This window comes from Paenibacillus sp. FSL H7-0323 (assembly GCF_038002725.1).
Lineage (GTDB): Bacteria > Bacillota > Bacilli > Paenibacillales > Paenibacillaceae > Paenibacillus_AQ > Paenibacillus_AQ odorifer.
This window is the reverse complement of record NZ_JBBODB010000001.1, coordinates 5,265,340-5,284,256: the sequence shown is the minus strand read 5'-3', so window position 1 is coordinate 5,284,256 and position 18,917 is coordinate 5,265,340. Positions and strand designations below refer to the sequence as shown.

General features: G+C 44.5%; 14 protein-coding genes. 2 read left to right on the top strand and 12 right to left on the bottom strand.

Features of this window, described 5'->3' with window-relative positions; genetic code table 11:
• Window positions 1–3,123 carry an EAL domain-containing protein gene (locus tag MHH89_RS23825; RefSeq protein ID WP_076219205.1) on the bottom strand — a complete coding sequence of 1,041 codons (3,123 nt, stop codon included), beginning with the start codon at window positions 3,121–3,123 and terminating at the stop codon, window positions 1–3.
• Between the two features lie 305 nt (window positions 3,124–3,428).
• Between MHH89_RS23825 and MHH89_RS23820 the strand changes: the two genes are divergently transcribed.
• Window positions 3,429–3,572: a hypothetical protein gene (locus tag MHH89_RS23820; RefSeq protein ID WP_167348483.1), complete on the top strand. Its 144-nt coding sequence runs from the start codon at window positions 3,429–3,431 to the stop codon at window positions 3,570–3,572.
• A 175-nt stretch (window positions 3,573–3,747) separates the two neighbouring features.
• Window positions 3,748–6,027, top strand: a complete 2,280-nt coding sequence (locus MHH89_RS23815) for a TPM domain-containing protein (RefSeq protein WP_341088307.1) — start codon at window positions 3,748–3,750, stop codon at window positions 6,025–6,027.
• A 90-nt stretch (window positions 6,028–6,117) separates the two neighbouring features.
• Here the strand turns inward: MHH89_RS23815 and MHH89_RS23810 are convergent, their stop codons facing one another.
• The 11 genes from MHH89_RS23810 to MHH89_RS23760 form a co-directional block, all read right to left on the bottom strand.
• The gene (locus tag MHH89_RS23810; RefSeq protein ID WP_341088306.1) at window positions 6,118–7,734 is read right to left on the bottom strand and encodes an ATP-binding protein; all 1,617 of its coding nucleotides are present in this window, start codon (window positions 7,732–7,734) and stop codon (window positions 6,118–6,120) included.
• Window positions 7,735–7,926: 192 nt separating this feature from the next.
• Window positions 7,927–8,715: a formate/nitrite transporter family protein gene (locus tag MHH89_RS23805; RefSeq protein WP_076124688.1), complete on the bottom strand. Its 789-nt coding sequence runs from the start codon at window positions 8,713–8,715 to the stop codon at window positions 7,927–7,929.
• A 459-nt stretch (window positions 8,716–9,174) separates the two neighbouring features.
• Window positions 9,175–10,275, bottom strand: coding sequence for a toxic anion resistance protein (locus tag MHH89_RS23800; RefSeq protein ID WP_036687432.1), 1,101 nt, complete (start codon window positions 10,273–10,275; stop codon window positions 9,175–9,177).
• A gap of 11 nt (window positions 10,276–10,286) precedes the next feature.
• Window positions 10,287–10,994, bottom strand: a complete 708-nt coding sequence (locus MHH89_RS23795; RefSeq protein WP_076278972.1) for a hypothetical protein — start codon at window positions 10,992–10,994, stop codon at window positions 10,287–10,289.
• Window positions 10,995–11,028: 34 nt separating this feature from the next.
• Complete coding sequence (locus MHH89_RS23790; protein ID WP_340977652.1) at window positions 11,029–12,084, bottom strand: ATP-grasp domain-containing protein; 1,056 nt, start codon at window positions 12,082–12,084, stop codon at window positions 11,029–11,031.
• Complete coding sequence (locus tag MHH89_RS23785; RefSeq protein ID WP_036687429.1) at window positions 12,081–12,914, bottom strand: HAD family hydrolase; 834 nt, start codon at window positions 12,912–12,914, stop codon at window positions 12,081–12,083. Before MHH89_RS23785 ends, MHH89_RS23790 begins: the two co-directional genes overlap by 4 nt.
• Window positions 12,911–14,062, bottom strand: a complete 1,152-nt coding sequence (locus MHH89_RS23780; protein WP_341088303.1) for a cysteine protease StiP family protein — start codon at window positions 14,060–14,062, stop codon at window positions 12,911–12,913. The genes MHH89_RS23785 and MHH89_RS23780 overlap by 4 nt, the downstream gene beginning before the upstream one ends.
• Window positions 14,043–15,485, bottom strand: a complete 1,443-nt coding sequence (locus MHH89_RS23775; protein ID WP_081392581.1) for a phosphoribosyltransferase family protein — start codon at window positions 15,483–15,485, stop codon at window positions 14,043–14,045. The genes MHH89_RS23780 and MHH89_RS23775 overlap by 20 nt, the downstream gene beginning before the upstream one ends.
• The gene (locus MHH89_RS23770; RefSeq protein ID WP_232061116.1) at window positions 15,430–16,638 is read right to left on the bottom strand and encodes an HpcH/HpaI aldolase/citrate lyase family protein; all 1,209 of its coding nucleotides are present in this window, start codon (window positions 16,636–16,638) and stop codon (window positions 15,430–15,432) included. Before MHH89_RS23770 ends, MHH89_RS23775 begins: the two co-directional genes overlap by 56 nt.
• Window positions 16,639–16,863: 225 nt before the next feature.
• Entirely contained in the window at window positions 16,864–17,604 is a 741-nt protein-coding gene (locus MHH89_RS23765) for a TerC family protein (RefSeq protein WP_036687425.1), read from the bottom strand.
• A gap of 27 nt (window positions 17,605–17,631) precedes the next feature.
• The gene (locus MHH89_RS23760) at window positions 17,632–18,912 is read right to left on the bottom strand and encodes a TerD family protein (protein ID WP_076124694.1); all 1,281 of its coding nucleotides are present in this window, start codon (window positions 18,910–18,912) and stop codon (window positions 17,632–17,634) included.
• Between the last annotated feature and the right edge of the window lie 5 nt (window positions 18,913–18,917).

Genomic DNA, 18,917 nt, shown 5'->3' with positions numbered 1-18,917 from the left:
CTATATTCCGTAACGCTTCTGCGGTTCCAAAAGCTCCACCACTTCCTGCTTCGGAACAGGTCTGCTAACCAGATATCCCTGTACCTTATCGCAGCCCGATTTTCTGAGGAAATCCAGCTGGCTGATCTCTTCCACTCCCTCCGCAACGACCTCCAGCCCCATATTGTGGCCCAGCTGTATAATGGTCTGCACAAAAGACTGGCTGTAAGCTTTTTCCGAAAGCGAATCGATAAAGGTTTTATCCATTTTAAGCGTAGAAATCGGCAATTGCTGCAAATAACTAAGAGATGAGTATCCCGTTCCGAAATCATCCAGCGCAATACGAATGCCTTGGGATTTGAGGAATTGAAGCTTATTCACGATACTCTCAAACGATTCCATAAAAATAGACTCGGTGATTTCCAGTTCAAGACAACTAGGCTTTAGCCCACTTTCAGCCAGACTTTCCTGCACCATCTCGACGAAATCATCCTGCAATAGTTGAATAATGGAAATGTTAACTGATATCTTGTAAGGAATGCCCATACGATCTTGAATGCCCTTCATAAAGATGCACGATTCCCTAAGCACCCATTCTCCAATATAAATAATCAGCCTGGAATCCTCGGCGATTTTGATAAAGGAAAGTGGAGATACAAAGCCCAGCGTTGGACTATTCCAGCGTATTAAAGCCTCAAAACCAGAGATTAATCCAGACTGGATATCCACCTGCGGTTGATAATATAACTCAAACTCATTATTATTCATGGCACTGCGCAAATGTTTCTCTATATTCATCCGTTCATTAAACGCAGTATGCATAGATTTGTCATATACTACATAAGTCCCCTTACCATCCTCTTTTGCCCGGTACATAGCGACATCCGCATTTTTTAAGATTTGCTCGGTGGTCTCCCCATCTTCCGGATAAAAGGAAATTCCGATGCTTACGGAAACGTACAAATAACTCTCTCCGATTAAAAAGGACTGCCTGAACGCTCTCATGATCCGCTCCGCCAGGTCTAGCACATCCTCGTGGTTTTCTATATCCTTAATAAAAATCACGAATTCATCCCCGCCGAGCCGAGAGAGCATATCTCCTTCCCGCACCACCGACTGCAGCCTTTTGCTAGCCTTCTGAATAAGAACATCACCGGATTTATGCCCTAAGGTATCATTGATGTATTTAAAATTATCGGTATCTACGAACAACAGCGCCGCCTTGCCTCCTGAACATTGCAGATATTTCTCCATAGATTCCAGTAGACATACACGGTTGGGTAGATTACTAAGCTCATCCACATAAGCTAGACGATGCATGTGTTTTTGATTCTCCACCAGCATATCGTATTGCTCTACAAGCTCCTGCTGTGTGGCTGTAAGCTGTTCATAGGTTGCCTCAAGCTCCTGATAACTGTTGCTCAGCTTTAGCTCTACCTGCTTGCGCTTACTAATATCAATCAGCGAACCGATAAATAACACAACTTCATTCTTTGGATCAACGATAGCTTTACCACTTACCTCAAACCAGACGAACTGATTATCTTTGGTCCGCATGCGGTATTCCGTCTCGTAGATAGGTGTTAAACCTGCCAGATGATCATGTCTTGCCTTTTGGGATGATGGCTGGTCATCGGGATGAATAATACTAAGCACCCCATTTTCGAAAGAATTGATTTCATCCTCCGTATAGCCCATGAGCTTGTACCAGCGATCCGATAGATTATACAGTCCTGTCTCCCAATCAAGCTCCCACATGTATGCACCAGAACCCTCTGTCGCGAGACTGAACCGTCGTTCACCTACTTGCAGCTTAGCAAATTGCTCCTGTAGCTCGACCTCTGTTGCTGACAGCTCTTCGTAAGTAGCTTCCAGTTCCTCATAACTTTGCTGAAGCCTTAGCTCATTTTGTTTGCGCTCATCGATATCCACTCCTACAAGCACAAAAATATCAGCTGCCTGCTTATCCAATCCTTTCAACAAGGTGGTCCGAAATGAAAAATACCGCGCTGCTGGCGAATTGTCTGGAAGTTTATGCTCGATATTATCAACATAGTCAAGCTGTACGGCCCTTTCCAACAGATTCCGAATAGCCGCCGTACTGCCTGTCAGCCCCTCTATATCCTCAATGTTTTTGCCCACTACTTCATTCTCGCATAGGCCCGTCATTCGCTCAGCGTAATTGTTAAACCGAACTACCTTTTTATCCGCCTGCACAGCCCAAACCACCATACCGCTATGCTCTATTACATCTTCAAAAAATTGCTGTTCCGAATAAACCGCCCGCCGTAAGTGATTAATATACATTTTTAGCAAAACCGCACTAATGATCAGAAGGCCGAGCAGAATAATGGCTCCCACAATAAATCTATTGCGCATCATAACTTTATAATAATCTGAATGAACGAAGAAATAGTGCTGATACAGCTCTTCAAAAGCACCTGAACGATGCAGGCGATCCAATCTCTCGTTAACATAAGTCACTAGCTCCGGAGAGGATTTACTTATTGCAAAAGCGACATCCCTAGGGTAGAGATTGCTCATTTTTTTGATAATACTCCCCTTCAATTTCTGTTCAGCAATCAGATAATCAATCACTTCCTGATTCTCAAATAGAAGGTCGATTTCCCCCTTTTCTAAAGCCTTCAAAGCTTCAGGAGTCGTTGCATATTCTATGTAATTTGTAATCCCCACCTTGCTGTTCAGCACGGTTGCAGAATACTGTCCATTCCCTAACCCAATCTTATAACTTCCCAACGTCTTTAAATCGATCTCATCCTCAAGCTCTCGCCTTGCATAGATGGAAATATAATTCTTAATAACTGGATCTGAAAATAACACCTCTTGGTTACGCGACTCCGTAATTGCCATAAGACCTGCTATCTCAATATCTCCTTGAATCAGCCGACTGTATACTTCATCCCATTGCCCAGTACTGTAGTGAATAAGGTAATCCTGCTTCTCAAAAATCATCGTGCTCAAATTAATATCAAACCCGGTCAAATACCCGTTTTCTACATATTTATAAGGTGGATATTCCAGTTCTACTTGGTACCTTATATCCTCTCTTTCGGCGTGAGCGGCTGTAGGAGGTACGAGCAAAAGCAGAAAAATAATCAGAAGCAACATTGTGCACCGCTTCATTGCCCAATTCCCCTTTTTGCTAAAATTTAGAATTTAAAGCATTATTCTAAAAAGTATTCGACAAAATATGGTAAGATTCCTGCTAATTCTTTCCTAAAACCACACATTATACGCAAATCCCCATCTTTCGATGGACTCTTTTATTTGTAAATGATAAAAGTTACGAAGTCTTGATTTTTATATTGCTTTTTACATAGAAAATGTGGATAATAGCAATAACGATAAACGTTGATAATGATTATCATTATTATAAGCGTTAATAATTTCAATTTACTATATTTAAGTTAAAAGGAGACTGATCACCCATGAACGTTACCTCTACCCGAACAACATTACAGGTTGACGATTATCTGGATCTGCTCAATCTTGCCGTTAAAGTTGGAGATTTGAAATGGCAAAAAGAAATTAAATCCAGATTGCAATACATTCTCTGTCTGCCGACAAGATAATGCTTCCGAGTATACGCCATGTTCCCTTATTTAGGGGCATGGCTTTTTTTGTTGGTATGCAGACATAACTATATAATAATTGGAGTATCTCCAGGTCACCTGATGGTTAATGATATAGTATAATTATCAGCATAATATATTGAATAAAAAGTCCTTCAGATCGGAGCGTGTCAGCTTGAAAAAGTATATAGCTTTATTCTTAATGCTCAGCCTGTTATGGGTACCTGGTGCATACGCCGCTAGAATTCCTGCACAGCAGGGATTTGTTACCGATAACGCTGAAATGTTCAGTTCCGCAGAAGCCGCGTCTATTTCTGCTACCGCCACTGGAGAACTCATGACCATCCATGTACTCACTGTAGATTCCACAGACGGTACTCCAGCTGATAAGTATGCAGACAAGGTTTACGACTCGTGGAAACTGTCCACGCGGGATCTTCTACTGCTGATCTCCGCTGGTGACCAGTCCATTGAGCTAAATTTCTTAAATCCAGGCTTTCAAAGCTCGTTAAATACTTGGTCTAAGAATCAGGGAGGGTCCTCGGGAAGTTCAGCCATCCAAAAACTGCTCGACACCTATTTCATTCCTTATGCCCAAAAAGGGGACTTCGCTGGCGGGACAAAGGCTTTGATTAATGCCATCCATTCCATCGGAGATCGTGCCGGCAATACTGGAGGAACCGCAGGAAGCGGGAGCGCAGCCGGGGTCGGGAATGATGTAAACCGCTCCAGCAGCTCCATGTTTATGATTGCAGCGATTCTTATCGGAGCCCTTCTAATCCTCCTTCTACTCTTTGTAATGGTTACAGGTCTGCGTCGACGCAAGCAGCTTAGCGAGCAACAGAAACAGTTATCTAATTTAATGGTCCAGGCAAATCGGGCACTGGAATCGCTAAACCCTTTTCAAGGGATCGTTCAAGGGAAGACGGGAGAGCTAGTCGAAGGTATTTCCAAGCGGCTGTCCGCCAAGCTCGTTGAAATCTCCGCACTACAAAGCGAAGGTCAAGGCGTTCAGCCAGCATTTTATCGTTTGGCTGCCCTCAAGACAGCCGTGAAACAATTGCAGCAGACCGAAGCTGCCTTCCGCACAGCGCTTGAAGAGGAAGAGAAACACATTGCTGTCATTAACGAAGCTGACCGCAATGTCAAACAGCGTATTACAGAGCTGAAAGAGGATACGCCAGAGCTTGAAGAACAGCTGCAAGGTGCAGTTAAAGAAACCGGATATGAGCTTCAAGAAATTGTAGAGGAACTTAAGGAGCTTGCGGAGGAAACTGCTAAGGCAGACCAATTGGAGCTTTTTGATCCCATTGCTGCACAAGAGGTTACCGAGGATGCACAAGAACGTCAGGAAAAAATCGAACAGGATCTGAAGGATGTTGATCTCTATGATGATAAGCTAAACAAATTTCCTACGGTATTAGCTGCGGCACGTGCCAAAATCACCGGGATCATTGAACAGAATTCACTGCACAATATGAAGGTTAAGCCATATGACCACCTGGAGCAGGCCCGCGTAGAATCGTTGACTCTTGAAGCGCCGCTGCGTATAGGAGATATGGATGAGGTGCGCAGAATCGGCGCCAGTCTAGATCTGCTTCTGGATGAAGCTGTTGCTATGACAGAGCAGCAAGCACTGCTGCGGCAGAATAACCGCAGAGATCTAGAGACATTCCGCACCACATGGAGCCACTTGAAGCAGCGGCGAGACGAGCTGCAGGCCCGAATTACAGAAGCACGTGTACATTTCGAAGAACAGCATATAGTTAGCGTAGAGAACATTCTGACGGAGTGGAGCACACGTCTTCGGGAAGGCGCAGGTGAAGTGGCGCAAATTGAGAACTGGACCAGTGATGAACGGGGCGAATATGACAAGGCCCACGATGCGCTGGAGCGCTTGCTGTCCTTGCAGGATGAAGCTGGCCGGCAATATGACGGCGTCTCTGAAAGTCTAAATGCATTAAATGAAAGACTGGATAAAGTACAACGTCTCTTCTCCGAAGGACAAAGTCGGGTAGAGACGACCCAGCGAATGCTGCACAGCAGAGGCTTGTCTTCCAGAATCCGCTTTGAGTTATCCTTACTGCCGGAATATAGCCAGTTGGAGCAACGGTTGTCCTCCCGGCCTTACAACCTGGAGGAACTGGAATCGATTGGCCACGCTTATGACGCTCAGATCACTTCCTTTGTGAATGAAGCGAACCGAATCGTTCGCCAAAAGGAAGAGGAAGAACGGCTTGCCCAGCTAGCCATGATGAGAGAGCAACAGCGGCGTGCGCAAGCCCGTAAACGGATGTCCTCCGGTCCTCCTTCTTCAGGCGGATTCGGTGGGGGACGTTCCTCCGGCGGCTCTTCCTGGGGTGGCGGCAGTGGCGGCAAATCCTCCGGCGGCTCTTCTTGGGGCGGTGGCGGCGGCAAATCCGGTGGAAAATCATCGGGTGGCTCTAAGTGGTAATTCCTCACCATTAGATGCAAATGGATATACAAAAAGACTCTTTCGCTTATATGGGCGGAAGAGTCTTTTTAATTATGAATTATTGCTGTTTTATTTGTGGTATGAATGTGCCATCGGAAGATAAATTGTAACGGCCGTGCCCACTCCCTCTTCACTAGCTATTGCCACATATCCTCTGTGGGCAGTCACGATTTTTTTGACAATCATGAAGCCAAGTCCATTCCCATCGCCTCTAGTCGTGTGAAAAGGCTCTCCTAATTTCTCCAGAACTTCCTTGTTCATACCCTCTCCATTATCGGTGAAGGTAATCACCTGAAATTCATCCTTCACATCAAGAGTCACTGTAATGCTCCCGCCAAAAGGCAAAGCTTCCATTGAATTTCTTAGGATATTGAGGAAAATCTGCTTAATCTGATTGCGGTCACATTCGATCTCAGCATCATAATGGATCTTTGTATTTAACACTATATTATTCATTTCCACCTGAATCGCGAAGATATTCAATACTTCCAGCAGGATCGTGCTACATTGTTCAGTCATATAATGCGCAGCCTGCGGTTTACCCAGAATAAGAAACTCGCTCACAATAAGATTCATTCTTTCCACTTCTGACATAATGAGATCATAATGCAACAGACGTGAATCTTTATTAGCCAGTTGAAGCATCCCTTTCACCGTAGTCAGGGGATTACGGATCTCATGTGCAATGCTCATAGCCAGTTGTCCTGCGACCACTAGCTTTTCTGTATTGCGCAGCACTTCTTCCGTTCTTTTCATCTCCGTGATGTTGCGCAAACTTCCAATCACACGCGCTAAGTAACCATTCCCATCGTAAACGGGTAGTACATCTAACATATAATGCTCGAACAACCCGTTTTTCTCCTGAATCACTTCTAACCCGGCACATGCGACATGATGTATGATGACATGTTGAAAGTATGCGCCCACATTCCTAATTTCAAAGACACTAGTTCCAACAACAGACTCTTGATGCTCACCACCCAAATGAAGCATAGCTAAACCGTTCTCATTTATATTCACGACTGTTCCGAATTGATCTGTTATGATTACCCCTAAGTAATTGGTCTCTAGCAAAATCCGATTTAATAATTGCAGCTGAGAATTCCCTCTCCGCAACAAAATCTCACGTTCAATCGAGTCAGCCATCGTACAGAGCAGAGGCAGCAAATGGGGATGGGCTACATCTATATCTGCCATAAATGAAATTGTACCTAAAATTTCTTGCCCATTTTCTTTATAAAATGGAGCTGTACAGCATACTAAATGATGCAAAATATGATGGAAATGGTCTCGTCCTGTCAGCTGGAATGGCCTCTGATATTCAAGGGCTAAAGCGATTGAATTGGTACCCACTTCTTTGTTCATCTGCACGCCTTCTTTGATGCCTACCTGTCCTACGAGATCAATAATCGTCGCATCTCCTTGGAACGCCAATAGATAACCTGCATCATCCGAAATCGTAACTAGGATCGGGTTCCCTTTGACTGAGGAAAGAAATTTTTTGACAAAAAATTCGATAACCTCAATCACTTCACTATATGCGCTAAGCTGTGCCCCCAATTCATCAGTAGAATATCCCTTTGCAAAGACAGGCGGTTGCTCAGGATCAATTCCTTGGTCAATACAATGCTGATTGGAAGCCTTAATAATGGTCTCATCCGTCAGTATCCCTGTTGTCTCATCCAAAGCCCTTACCCCATTCTGTATGAATCTTCAATTTTGCATTGCATAATTATGTATTCTACCTCTCTCCCTCTAATCCTTTTCAATCCTTAAAAATCAAATAATCCCAATGTTAAAAAATAACTTTCTGCACAAAAAAACTCCACCCCTATACAAGAGCGAAGTTTTGGAGGATTATTATTTTCTATTTTTCTGTTAATGCTTAGTATCATCCAAAAAAGGTTTATTCACATAATAATACATTACCCCCATCAGTACGCCACCGCCAATTAAATTGCCGATCGTAACGGGGACAAGGTTATGCACCACGCCATACCACGATACCGTTCCGGGATGATCAAGTACTAGCGCAATCGCAAAGGTACACATATTGGCAATACTATGTTCATAGCCGGAGATGAAAAAACAGAATACGAATAAGACCATGGCGAACATTTTGGCCCCATCGCCTTTCATATTCATCGGTATAAAAAAAGCCATACAAACGAGCCAGTTACAAAGAATAGCCCGAAAGAAAAGCTGACCTGCCGGGGCTTCCATCTTATGCTCCACTACATATAGCAAAAAACCGTTTACATCTGAGCTATAGAACAGTCCTGTCAAAAAAATCAGCAAGGCAAAAACGGCAGCCCCAAGAATATTACCGATATAACTCATGATCCACATGCGGACAACCTCAGACCATTTCATTTTCCGTCTTAGTGCCGTGTATGTGTAATAAAAAGTATCTCCGGTGAATAAATCGCCACCACCAAAAGAAATTAGAATAATAGCCGCTCCGAAAGTAATCGCAGCCATTGGATATGCAAAGGGGGATTGCTCCATAAAGAAATAGTTGCCTGTCTTAAATGCTACAATTACACCGAATCCGATAAACATACTGGCCAGCATGGCTCTGGCAATATAGCGCATTACGCTTTGCCGGAATATCTTCTGTTTCTTAAGTGCTAATTGTTCAACCTGAAGCAGTGCCTCGTTCTCCATGTGACCTCCTTAGGGATTTTGGTATTTCCAGCTGATTATGGGCTAATCGACAGCCTTGCGTTATTATACCCAATAACCCGCTGGAAATTACTTGAACCAACTCGCGGCAAAAAATCCCTGAATACTTACGGGGAAGCGAAGCTACCTCTTGCTAATTGTCTTCATTCATTTTAGCAATGGCTTCTGCTTTTTCACTGCTGGCGACGATGATAAGCACGAGTATCAAACAGCCTAAAACCATAGCCTATCCCCACTTCCTCCACATGTAGTCTTGTGACAACTTATGTATTTGAATAGGGCTTTATGTTTGGCTACAGTAAACTTCATTTGATTAGATCACGTTTACGCCTATGTAGTTGAAGTAAGCTACTTCATATCCAAAAAAAAGCAGAGCAGCGAACCCCCAGAAATGAAGACTCACTGCTCTGCTATATTTTTATGAACTTTTTTTAAAAACAATTAGTTCAAGAAGCTGCTCAGTTGGCTCTCTGCTTCACCTTGTTTCAGCGCCTCAGGCTTGTCCGCTTCATTGAGTCCTAGACGATTGCCCAGTTGGGTATTGATCGTCGTCATTTTGGATGTATAATCCTGGCAGCTTTCGATAATACGACGGTTTGACTGTTCCGAAGTATCCAATGCGCTAAGCAGATCGCCGATCGCTTGATTCACGGCTTCCATAGACATGGAAGGTTTGGATAGAAGCTCGGTTGTTTTTTCTGTAGTCGTACGCAGCAAGCGTGCATTTTCTTTAAACTGATCTTCAATCGTCTTATTTGTTGCTTCTACAGCGTTGATAACATTCTCCTGATCGGCCAGCGACATCGCAATCATTGCCGACACTGTAATCAGATTAGAAGTTTTATCAATCGCATTATTTACGGAATCGATCAGTTTATCATTATTGTCATTGATGATATCTGTAGCAGCAATCGCTTGATTGTAGAGCAGAATCATCTCTGTCATGGACTGAATACGAACCATCACTTTACGCAGACCACGCTCCAGATAAGCTTTACGGAACTCATTCTCAGGCTTCGCAATCTCCACCTCGAACAGCTCTTTTAGCTTATTGCCGAAGGCAATTTTGGTTTGAAGGTTATAGATCTCCTCCATAGAGGTACGTTTCAGCTGGCGCATATTTACAATACTCTCTTCGAGGGTATCTCTGCCGTCGCGTAGACCAGTAACAATCGCATCAATATTTGTGCGGACAGACTGATATTTGTACACATAGTTCTTCATCGGACTCTTCCGCAGCATTTTGCCGAAAAAGCTAACATTCTTACTCTGTTGCAGATTTTCACACTCATTCCGCAGCTTCATGATCATGTTAGGCACTTCAACACGCTTACCGGACATCAGGTCATTTACCGGACGATCCAGCAGCTTGAGCGTTTGGCCTGCTTTTTCCTGCGTCTTCACCCCAAGCTTCCCGATATCATCCATCAAAGAATCCAACGTGACTGTATCTGTCTGGGATACCTTCTCGATCAATTGTGCGGCTTCTTCGACTACCTTTTGTTCATCTTCTTTTTTTAATTGGATCAACTGCGTGGACATGGGTTTCCCTCCTATAATTCGGAACTGCTATACCGCTGATGAATCAGTTCCGCCTTCGTCTGAAGTTCCATCAGGTCTTTATGTTCGATCGTCGAAGCAATATCCGATATTTTGGAATCAACATCTCTTAGACCGTTCAGCAGCGTTCTCCGATTCTTCGTCTTCGCTTCACCACTTAGGCGCAAAAATGGGTTAATCACACCATTTAAATCCTTCAGAATCAATCTGCGGACCGTATGATTAATATCGCCATTATTGAGCTCCTGCAGCAGCGGAATTACACGTTGAAGTCTCGCAAAAAGCGCCAGTGATTTCTCGACAATTTCATTGTCCAGTGTATCCTTCTGCCCCTCGGAGATAATCATATCTTCCAGAATGCTAAGGTACTCAACTACTGGAGCAAATTCCGGTCCAATCTTCGTTGGTTCGGCCTCAGTTCTACCACTATTGCCCGGATTACCTGGTGCAGCATTATTTGCCACACTAGGTAATTGCGGAGCATTTGCAGAGGGAGCTGGAGCAACAGGCACCGTCTCTGGACCTGCTGGCAGCACCTCAGCCGGAAGGTTGGTTCTTGGACTTCTCGTTGCAAGAACCCCTACCGCTGCACCCGCTACAGGCAACAGCAAGGAGAGTAACTCAGGCAAAAAAGAACTCGTTAATACAGCGACAACATAGCCAATACCGGCATACAGCAATATTTTCGATTTAAATTTAATTTTTCTCACCTCTTGTGAGCGAGATTGCGAACGCTCAATTCACGGGATCCGGAATTACGGATTCGCCGTTTATTTTCATAATTAGCGGCTGCTCTACATGGCTGGCAAGCACATTATCGCCGAACTCCGCAGGCTGGACCTCTCCGCCGAGTGCACTTTTGACAGCCAGGTATGGAAAGTTAATTCCAGACAGACAAGAAATATGAAGACCTCCAGACATCCGGGGGTTAATCTCCAGCAGTTTAGGAATTCCACCACTATACTTCATTTGAATATTGAAATTGAAAGGTATTTTATATACCTCTGCTACCCGGGAAGCGATCTCCTCCAGCTCCGGAATATGCTCCATCAGCCGCAGACGACCGCCAGCTTTACGACGGGGTACAGCCGCTAACAGCCTGCCATTCTCATCTGACAAGCAATCTATACTGTATTCATAACCTTCCAGCAATTCCATCACCATAAGTTCAGGGAATGTAGGTTCACTTCCCAGAATACGATAGGCCTCATCGAAGGATATCAGCGGAGTTACATGACCAAACAGCTCCTGTAAAGGACTACGTGTGTTATCAATGATACGGAAGCCAAGGCCTCCCTCTGTCTCCGTGGGTTTAAAGCATACGTGGTGTCCTTTGGCTACAAGATCATGATAAGCCTCTTTGAACTGCTCTGCTGTACTCACCACATGATAATCAGGAATTGTCATAATCCCTGTTTCCTTAACACTTTCGTAGAACTTCCCCTTATCCATGATGGTCTCCAATAAGTCCAAATCTCTACAGACTAGAACCTTGGTGCCAATCGCATCAAACATAGCAGCATGCAAAGCTATATCCAGCATATGTAACCGTGGAATGAAGATATCGATCTCATTGCGGCGACAGAAATCCACGCAGAATTGAACATATTCTATTCCAGTCAGTGCTGGTTCAGTCCCAGCAACATCAGCACCTTGAAGGGACATATGGTGAATATCAGGATGCGTGGCGAAGATTTTTACAGGAACGCCATCCTCATTATTGCGGATGAGATTCATATAATGGTAAGCGACGGAAAACCAGCGATTGAAATAAATGTTTACCTTTTTCATAGTGGCCCAACTCCCAATACGGTTAAGTTATTATAGATCATGTTTACATACTGTAGAATTTCATCACCAGCAAAAACACCCGCTTGCTTCGTAAAGGGATACCTTGATTTTACAAGACCACTCTGCTGCTCTGCAAATATTTCTCCATGACAAGGAGCAATCGCATAGTCCGCACTTTCTAGTAAACTCTTATCCAACAAGGAATCTCCCGATGCTACCATCGGTTCTGAACGAACCGTCCGGCGCACATGAACAATCGCATCACTTTTATTCACAGCGGCAGGAACGACATATAGCTTGCGCCCTTGTAAGGATACCCGCCAGCCCAAATCATATAATCGCTCTGCCAGATTCGTGATCTCATCCATAGGTAATAAATCACGAACTACTACAAAAGTATAAAATAAATCATCACAATACCGCTCACTAATGATCCATTCCTCGTGCACTACAGACCTAACGTGCATTCTAACTTCTTCTGCCGCAGCCGATTCATTTTGAACAAGCCTGCCCACAGAAGCTCTCCAGCTCTTATCTACTTCGCCACCAATCAGAATATTCCCGCCATTACTAGTAATCGCGTAGTCTGGAATAATCGTGTCTTGAAACAGATTAATACGCTTATACTGCGCTATTGTACGTGTTGTAACGGGCATAAAGATAATACGGGAAGTAAGCTCCATCAGATCAGCCAAAGCTTTTTGCGAAATGTATGAAACCGTCTTACCATCCACAACCTCCGCAGGAACCAGGCCCGGAGTATTCTCCGGGACACCGATTGCATTTAAGGAATAGATTAACGTTCGGTCCAAATCACTGGCATAGATCATTCCGTCTCACCTCTCAGCGGCTTAATAATCCCGCAACAGGAGTAGGTGAGTCCAGGGAATACTTCTACTGGAACCCCTCTATCCTCTGCTAAGAGAATAATATGACGAAGATTTGGATTATCCATAGTATCGACAAGAATCTTCCACGGTACTCTGCGCAGCAGCACTCGGGTTGTTTCTCCGACTCCGGGCTTGACCAAATTGATGTTATCTATGCCGAACACTTCTTGAATACTCTGAATATCACGCAGGCCCTGCCATGTAATTTCTGGCGGGGATTGCTGCATCTGTTCAGCAATCGCTTGTGCTTCTTCCGCAACGGAGGAGAAATACGGGCAGATCGCCGCAATGAATACATTAGATACATCCGTATCGAGCCATTCCTTGTAGAATTTAGCCCCATGGAATTCTTCCGGACCGATTAAATCATCGCGCAGCACTGTCCGGCTCATCAGTCCTGACACCGTAGAATTGAGGCATGCACTAGGAATAAGATAATCCTCTCTAGTCCCGAACGTGCCTGAACAGTTCCCGGGATCAGCCAATACGGCCAGGTCATCATTTAGCCGAATGCCATATTTCTCATACAGGCTGTTGCACGCTTCAATCAATACCTGGCGAATAGCCCCTTTCCCCGTCCATCCGTCGACAAACTGCAAATCAGCGTCAAGCCCATGCTTTTGCAGAATATAGAGGATTGCGTTCTCATCAATCCCCTTGCCCCGAATGATAGAGATACTATAATGCGGCAGATCATCATCATATCGCTCTTGGATATAACGCTTAATCAGTACACCAATTGGTGTTCCCGCTCTTGCCAAAGAGACTAACACCGTATCAAGTCCCCGTTGAGCGACAATCATCTCAGAGACTACCGCTACTGCTAGAGCAACCTTCTCCGCAGATTGCTCCAGCGTCTCGTGAAATAACTCAATATACTGCTCAGTAGGCTGATATTCCACGGGCAGCATCTCAGAGTAGTGTACGCCTGATTGAATGGCGGCCTCTCTTTCGTCAGTCGCCCGCTCCAGTGAAACATCGCTCAGATCCTTAAGCAAAAATATAACATCTGACGGAGAATAGCTGCCTAGCGGAACCGGTTCGGCTATACTTCTGTTTAGAATTTTTTCAGTTACTGTTCCCTTCATAGGTAGGGCCTCCACTTCTTCTTTCCGAGGTCAGTACAATAAGATGCACTTTATGGCGGGCCAGTTTCTTCAGTATATCAAGCATAGGTTTCATACGCTCATGCGGTACATCACGCTCAATCAGCACAAATATATCATCGTATTGACCAGGAGCTATATTATAAATAAAGTTTGTGATTTCCGGGTCACCAGCTGAAGGATACGCAGCAGCACTATGTACCCCATAATCCGGCCGACGCTCAGGGTGAATTGGACTTCTAGTGGAAGACTGGTAAGCAATCCCTTCCCCCATTTCCGCCGCCACTCTCATCGGAAGATACATAAATTCTCCTACACCCATTACCAAGGCTTTCGGTCCTCTACGCAATTGCCGCAGCTGCTCAGCTATTCGTTTCACACCCTGATCAAGCTCCAGATTATCCTGTGACTCCATTCCGAACCGTCCACTATATTTCATATACGGCGCTGTGTTGATCTCACCATAGGAATCGATAGAGGATACCTCCAGTCGTTCCATTCCATCTTGAGCATAAGTAGTTACAACCTCACACTCAGAAATGGCCTCTCTATCCAGCTGCTCAGTATCCTTATTAAACACCGGTGAACCTATCACTTCAATATTCCCTTGCAGCAGACATAACGACTTAATGCGAATCCCCAGCTCCTGCTCAAGCTCACTATAGTGTTGAAGATTGCTGCCGCTTCTCCAATCCAGAAGAGAGACTACCACATATTCCTCCCGCGGGAATTTTGACTGAATATCTCGAATTGTATTGATCGCGGTTTTCCCGGTCGTAATCTCGTCATCTACCAATATAATGGGCTCTGTCCCAGATAAGAGTTCGGTATCCAAGGCATAACATAGATGATCAACTGCATGGGAATGCTCTTCTACAAAACTTACAACAGACTCCAAATCAGGAATATGCTCACGCGTAGTATGAATATAGGATGCCTGCTCAGCAAAGATGTTGTACACACTGTGACCCAGTGCAGTTGCCGTTTCTGCGAATCCAATAAAAACCACAGGCTTGGGCAAAACCAGCCGGGCCGCTAGTAAATGCTGATAGGCTTCCTTAGCAAATTCAGGATGAATCAGCCCATGAACCGCCATATCCAATAACTTTGTCATACGATCACTATCCACGGAGTCGCCGTTCATCTCCTGATATAACAGCAGCGCCAACGCTGCTCCGCTTAGAAGTGAAGTATACGGATCGACGGGGATATGCTTGCCAAGCACCTTACTGACAAACAGAAAAGTTCGTTTTTTATTAATTCGCGCCGCCATAGAAAATAAAGAATCCAGAGGCATATGAAAGGGGTTAAAGGTTTCGGTTACATTCACTTGCAGGTTCTCGACTATGTTATACGTGCGTAAATTCGTTTTCGGGTAATAATCCGACAAAATGCTGTTGTTCATGTAACACCCCGTATATTTGAGATCGTAGTAAAATTCGTCTTGCCCAATTCAGATGGGGCTTAATTTCGTTCATTTTATTAAAATATTGACTCTTAAACACGCCCAGACTGCCATCATTACTTTCTACAATGCTTAAAGCGTCGACGTATTCCTCATGCATCACTGTATACATCGCCTGAACAGGTCTGAGATGAGAAGGATGGATAATCGTCTTACCCACAATTCCATTCTCTTTATCCAAAATAACCTCGCGAATTAGCCCGTCTACACTGCTCGAGATATAGCTATTCCGCATATCACGGCCGTTTTTGCCGTAAGTATCCTCAAATGGCGTCTGCCGCAGCTGCGGCCGGAGAACTCGATGACCTTTATTCGCAAAATACTCCCAGACAGGTCCTGAGATCACATATCCCTCTTCAACCCGCCCAAAAACATTGATAATGTCCGAGATACAGTCACGGATAGGAGTAAGATCATAAATACTAACATCAGGACTGCGACGCAGTCCGAACAGGCTGGAGAAATCCGTTGCCCCAATTCTGACGTTTAGGACAAGTTCACGGTAATTACGGAGTAAATCACGGATAGATAGCAGACTGTCCACTCGACTTTCCCGATAAATAATAGGTGCAGTTTCCAAGATTGGCATCCCGTAAAGCACAGGATCATTATAACCACGCGTATTGTTGTACTCAGCTAACGTTTCAAAATATTGAATTCCATTGTCCACAGAGAACTTAGGAAATACAAACCCTGTTAACATCGTTACCAAGGATCCCAAGCGGAAAATCATTTGCCGGAGTTGGTCCGGGTTACGTACTCGTATAAAAAGAAGCGGGAGGCTGTTCGATGAATCCAGCTCATTTTCTGCGTAAGCAGCTAGGTAAATAAGATGCTGGATAATAGACTCCTCTGCATTGTCAACCTGGTCATCTCCGATTGCGTCCTCCAGATCTATAATAACCGTCACTAGACCTGCATTCTTGAGCTTAATGATGTCTTCTGCAACACTTGCACGGGTAGCCGGCATATAGAGGGCAGCGCCGACAGCGTAGGCTAGCAGTTCCTTGTTCGTGGTATGATCAAATGAGATAGGCGGAGTGTAAAACAAAGAGATTTCTTGTTCTTTCGTCAGGTAATCGAAGTATCTCAAATCGGTTCCCCCTTATAGTTTTGCGAAGCCAAGCAAAACAAGCGTAGACCTCTCCTCATAGAGAGTGTCAGAACCGGCAATACTCTCCCTTGGGGATGGCATCTTGGCTCTCTCAAATATAAGTGAAGGCCTACGCTATAACATATACGATTACCTGAAAGAAGCAGGCGTTTCTATTCTTGCATGATCGGCTCCGACTTCTCTATGGTGCAATTACTTTTTTAATCATGCACTTTTATGGGCATCTTTTTTCTTACGTCTAGCACTATAGAGGATCGTACCCACGAATACCGCTATAAGGATTGTAAAGAATACGACATGCGGCAATTCAAAACCAAAAGCACCCGCTAGCATCTTACCCGCAATAATGGCGATAAGCAGGAACGCTGCCTGTTCCAATTCAGGGAATTTATCAATAAGCTTCAAGAATACCTGCGCCACTCCGCGCATCATCAGAACCCCTAAGATACCACCCATAAAGAGAACCCAAACCTGATCGCTAAGTCCAAATGCCGCAATAACACTGTCAATACTGAAAGCAATATCCATTAATTCAACAAGGAGAACCGTCTTCCAAAAAGAAGTGCCTTTATTCTCCGTATGCTCTTCGCCACTGCCCTTAAATAAACCTTTATATGCGATATAAAAGAGATACAGTGCACCAAGAACCTTAACCAAAGTAAACTTAATAAGAAATGTCCCTAGTCCAATGGCCAGGAATCTGAACAAATAAGCCCCTAAGATACCGTAGAAAAGCGCCTTTTTCTGCTGCTCCTTAGGTAGATGCTTAACCATAACGGCAAGCACAAGTGCATTATCTGCAGAGAGCAAACCTTCTAGTAGAATTAAGCTCCCGATAATCCCCCAGCTCACAGGATCAGAGAGTGTACCTACTACATCACTCCATGAGAAAAAATGCCCATAATTCTCACTAATATTTCTAAAAAAATCTGCGAACCAATCCATTACACTTTGCGCCTCCGGTAAAATCGATTATTTGCTGCCCGCAACCCAGCGCAGCCCCCAGCCATAGGCTTCATCCATCTCACGATGACCACTGTAATATTGCACCAGCCGTTCAACACTAAATGTTTCATTGCTTACATTCCGGAATAACGCAATGGCACACATCCCTTTTCGGTTGTTATGCTCGTCCAAATTTACAATGATATCAGGTCCTCCGCCTTGTTTGATGGTGACAACCCCATCGGCCTCCGACCAGTTGGTTACCCCTTTATAAATAAAGGAAAACACTAGAATGCGTTCAATCTCGGAAATTTTGATACCATTTATACGCAAATTCTCACCAGTAGTTACGGAGCCTGTCCGATCATCCCCATCAAGCATGACATAAGGAGGTTGATTCAATGAGCCAAAGGCATTGCCCAACGCTTGTACCACTCCTTTACTGCCATTCTTCAGTTCATACAGACAAGCAAGATCTAGATCTACGCCATTTTTACGACTAAAGAGTCCGCCCTGCTTCTGGTTCCAGTTGAGATTAATCAACACTTCCCCTAAATCACCACTGGCTGATTTTTTCAAATTGATGGAATCGCCTTTTTTCTTCAGCTCGATTTTCTTCAAGTTGAGATTCATTGGCGAAGGCGGGGGTGTGGCTGGAGAGCTCTCTTCACGTTTCACTGGCTGCGCAGGCGGCGTTGCGAAGATTTGTGGTGGAATCTGCGGCTTAACCTCCGGCTGTGGAGCAGCAGGAGCAGGCTCCTCATTCGCTTCAATACCGAAGTTGCTGCATATCTCTTTCAAACCTCCGGCAAACCCCGCTGCAATGGCACTGAACTTCCATTCACTGTTATATCTATATAATTCCCCTACCACAATGGCCGTTTCCACGGAGAAAAGATTGTCGAGATCACATCGGAGCAGTTCCGCACCTGTCACTTGATTGAGAATCCGAAAATAGGCCTGACTAACTTGCCCAAAACTTTGACCCCTTTTCTCCCCATCATAAATGGTAAGCGTAAAGGCAATCTTCATCACATCGGAAGGAATCTTATCCAATTGAACTTCGAATTGCTTGCGGTCATTGAATCCTGGCACATCCTTATACCTAATATAAGATGTGGCTGGATTATTATAAAATATTAAATCCTCGTCTTTACTTACTTTACCCTCTGATCCAAGCAGGAAAGCAGAGCTATCAATCTCCAGAGCAGCCGGAGCATGCCAGCCGATCTCTACGATTATAGAATGAAGTCCAGCATTGCCTTTGGTCAGATCAGCTTTTTGCCCTTTGACTACGTTAACACTCATTCTTA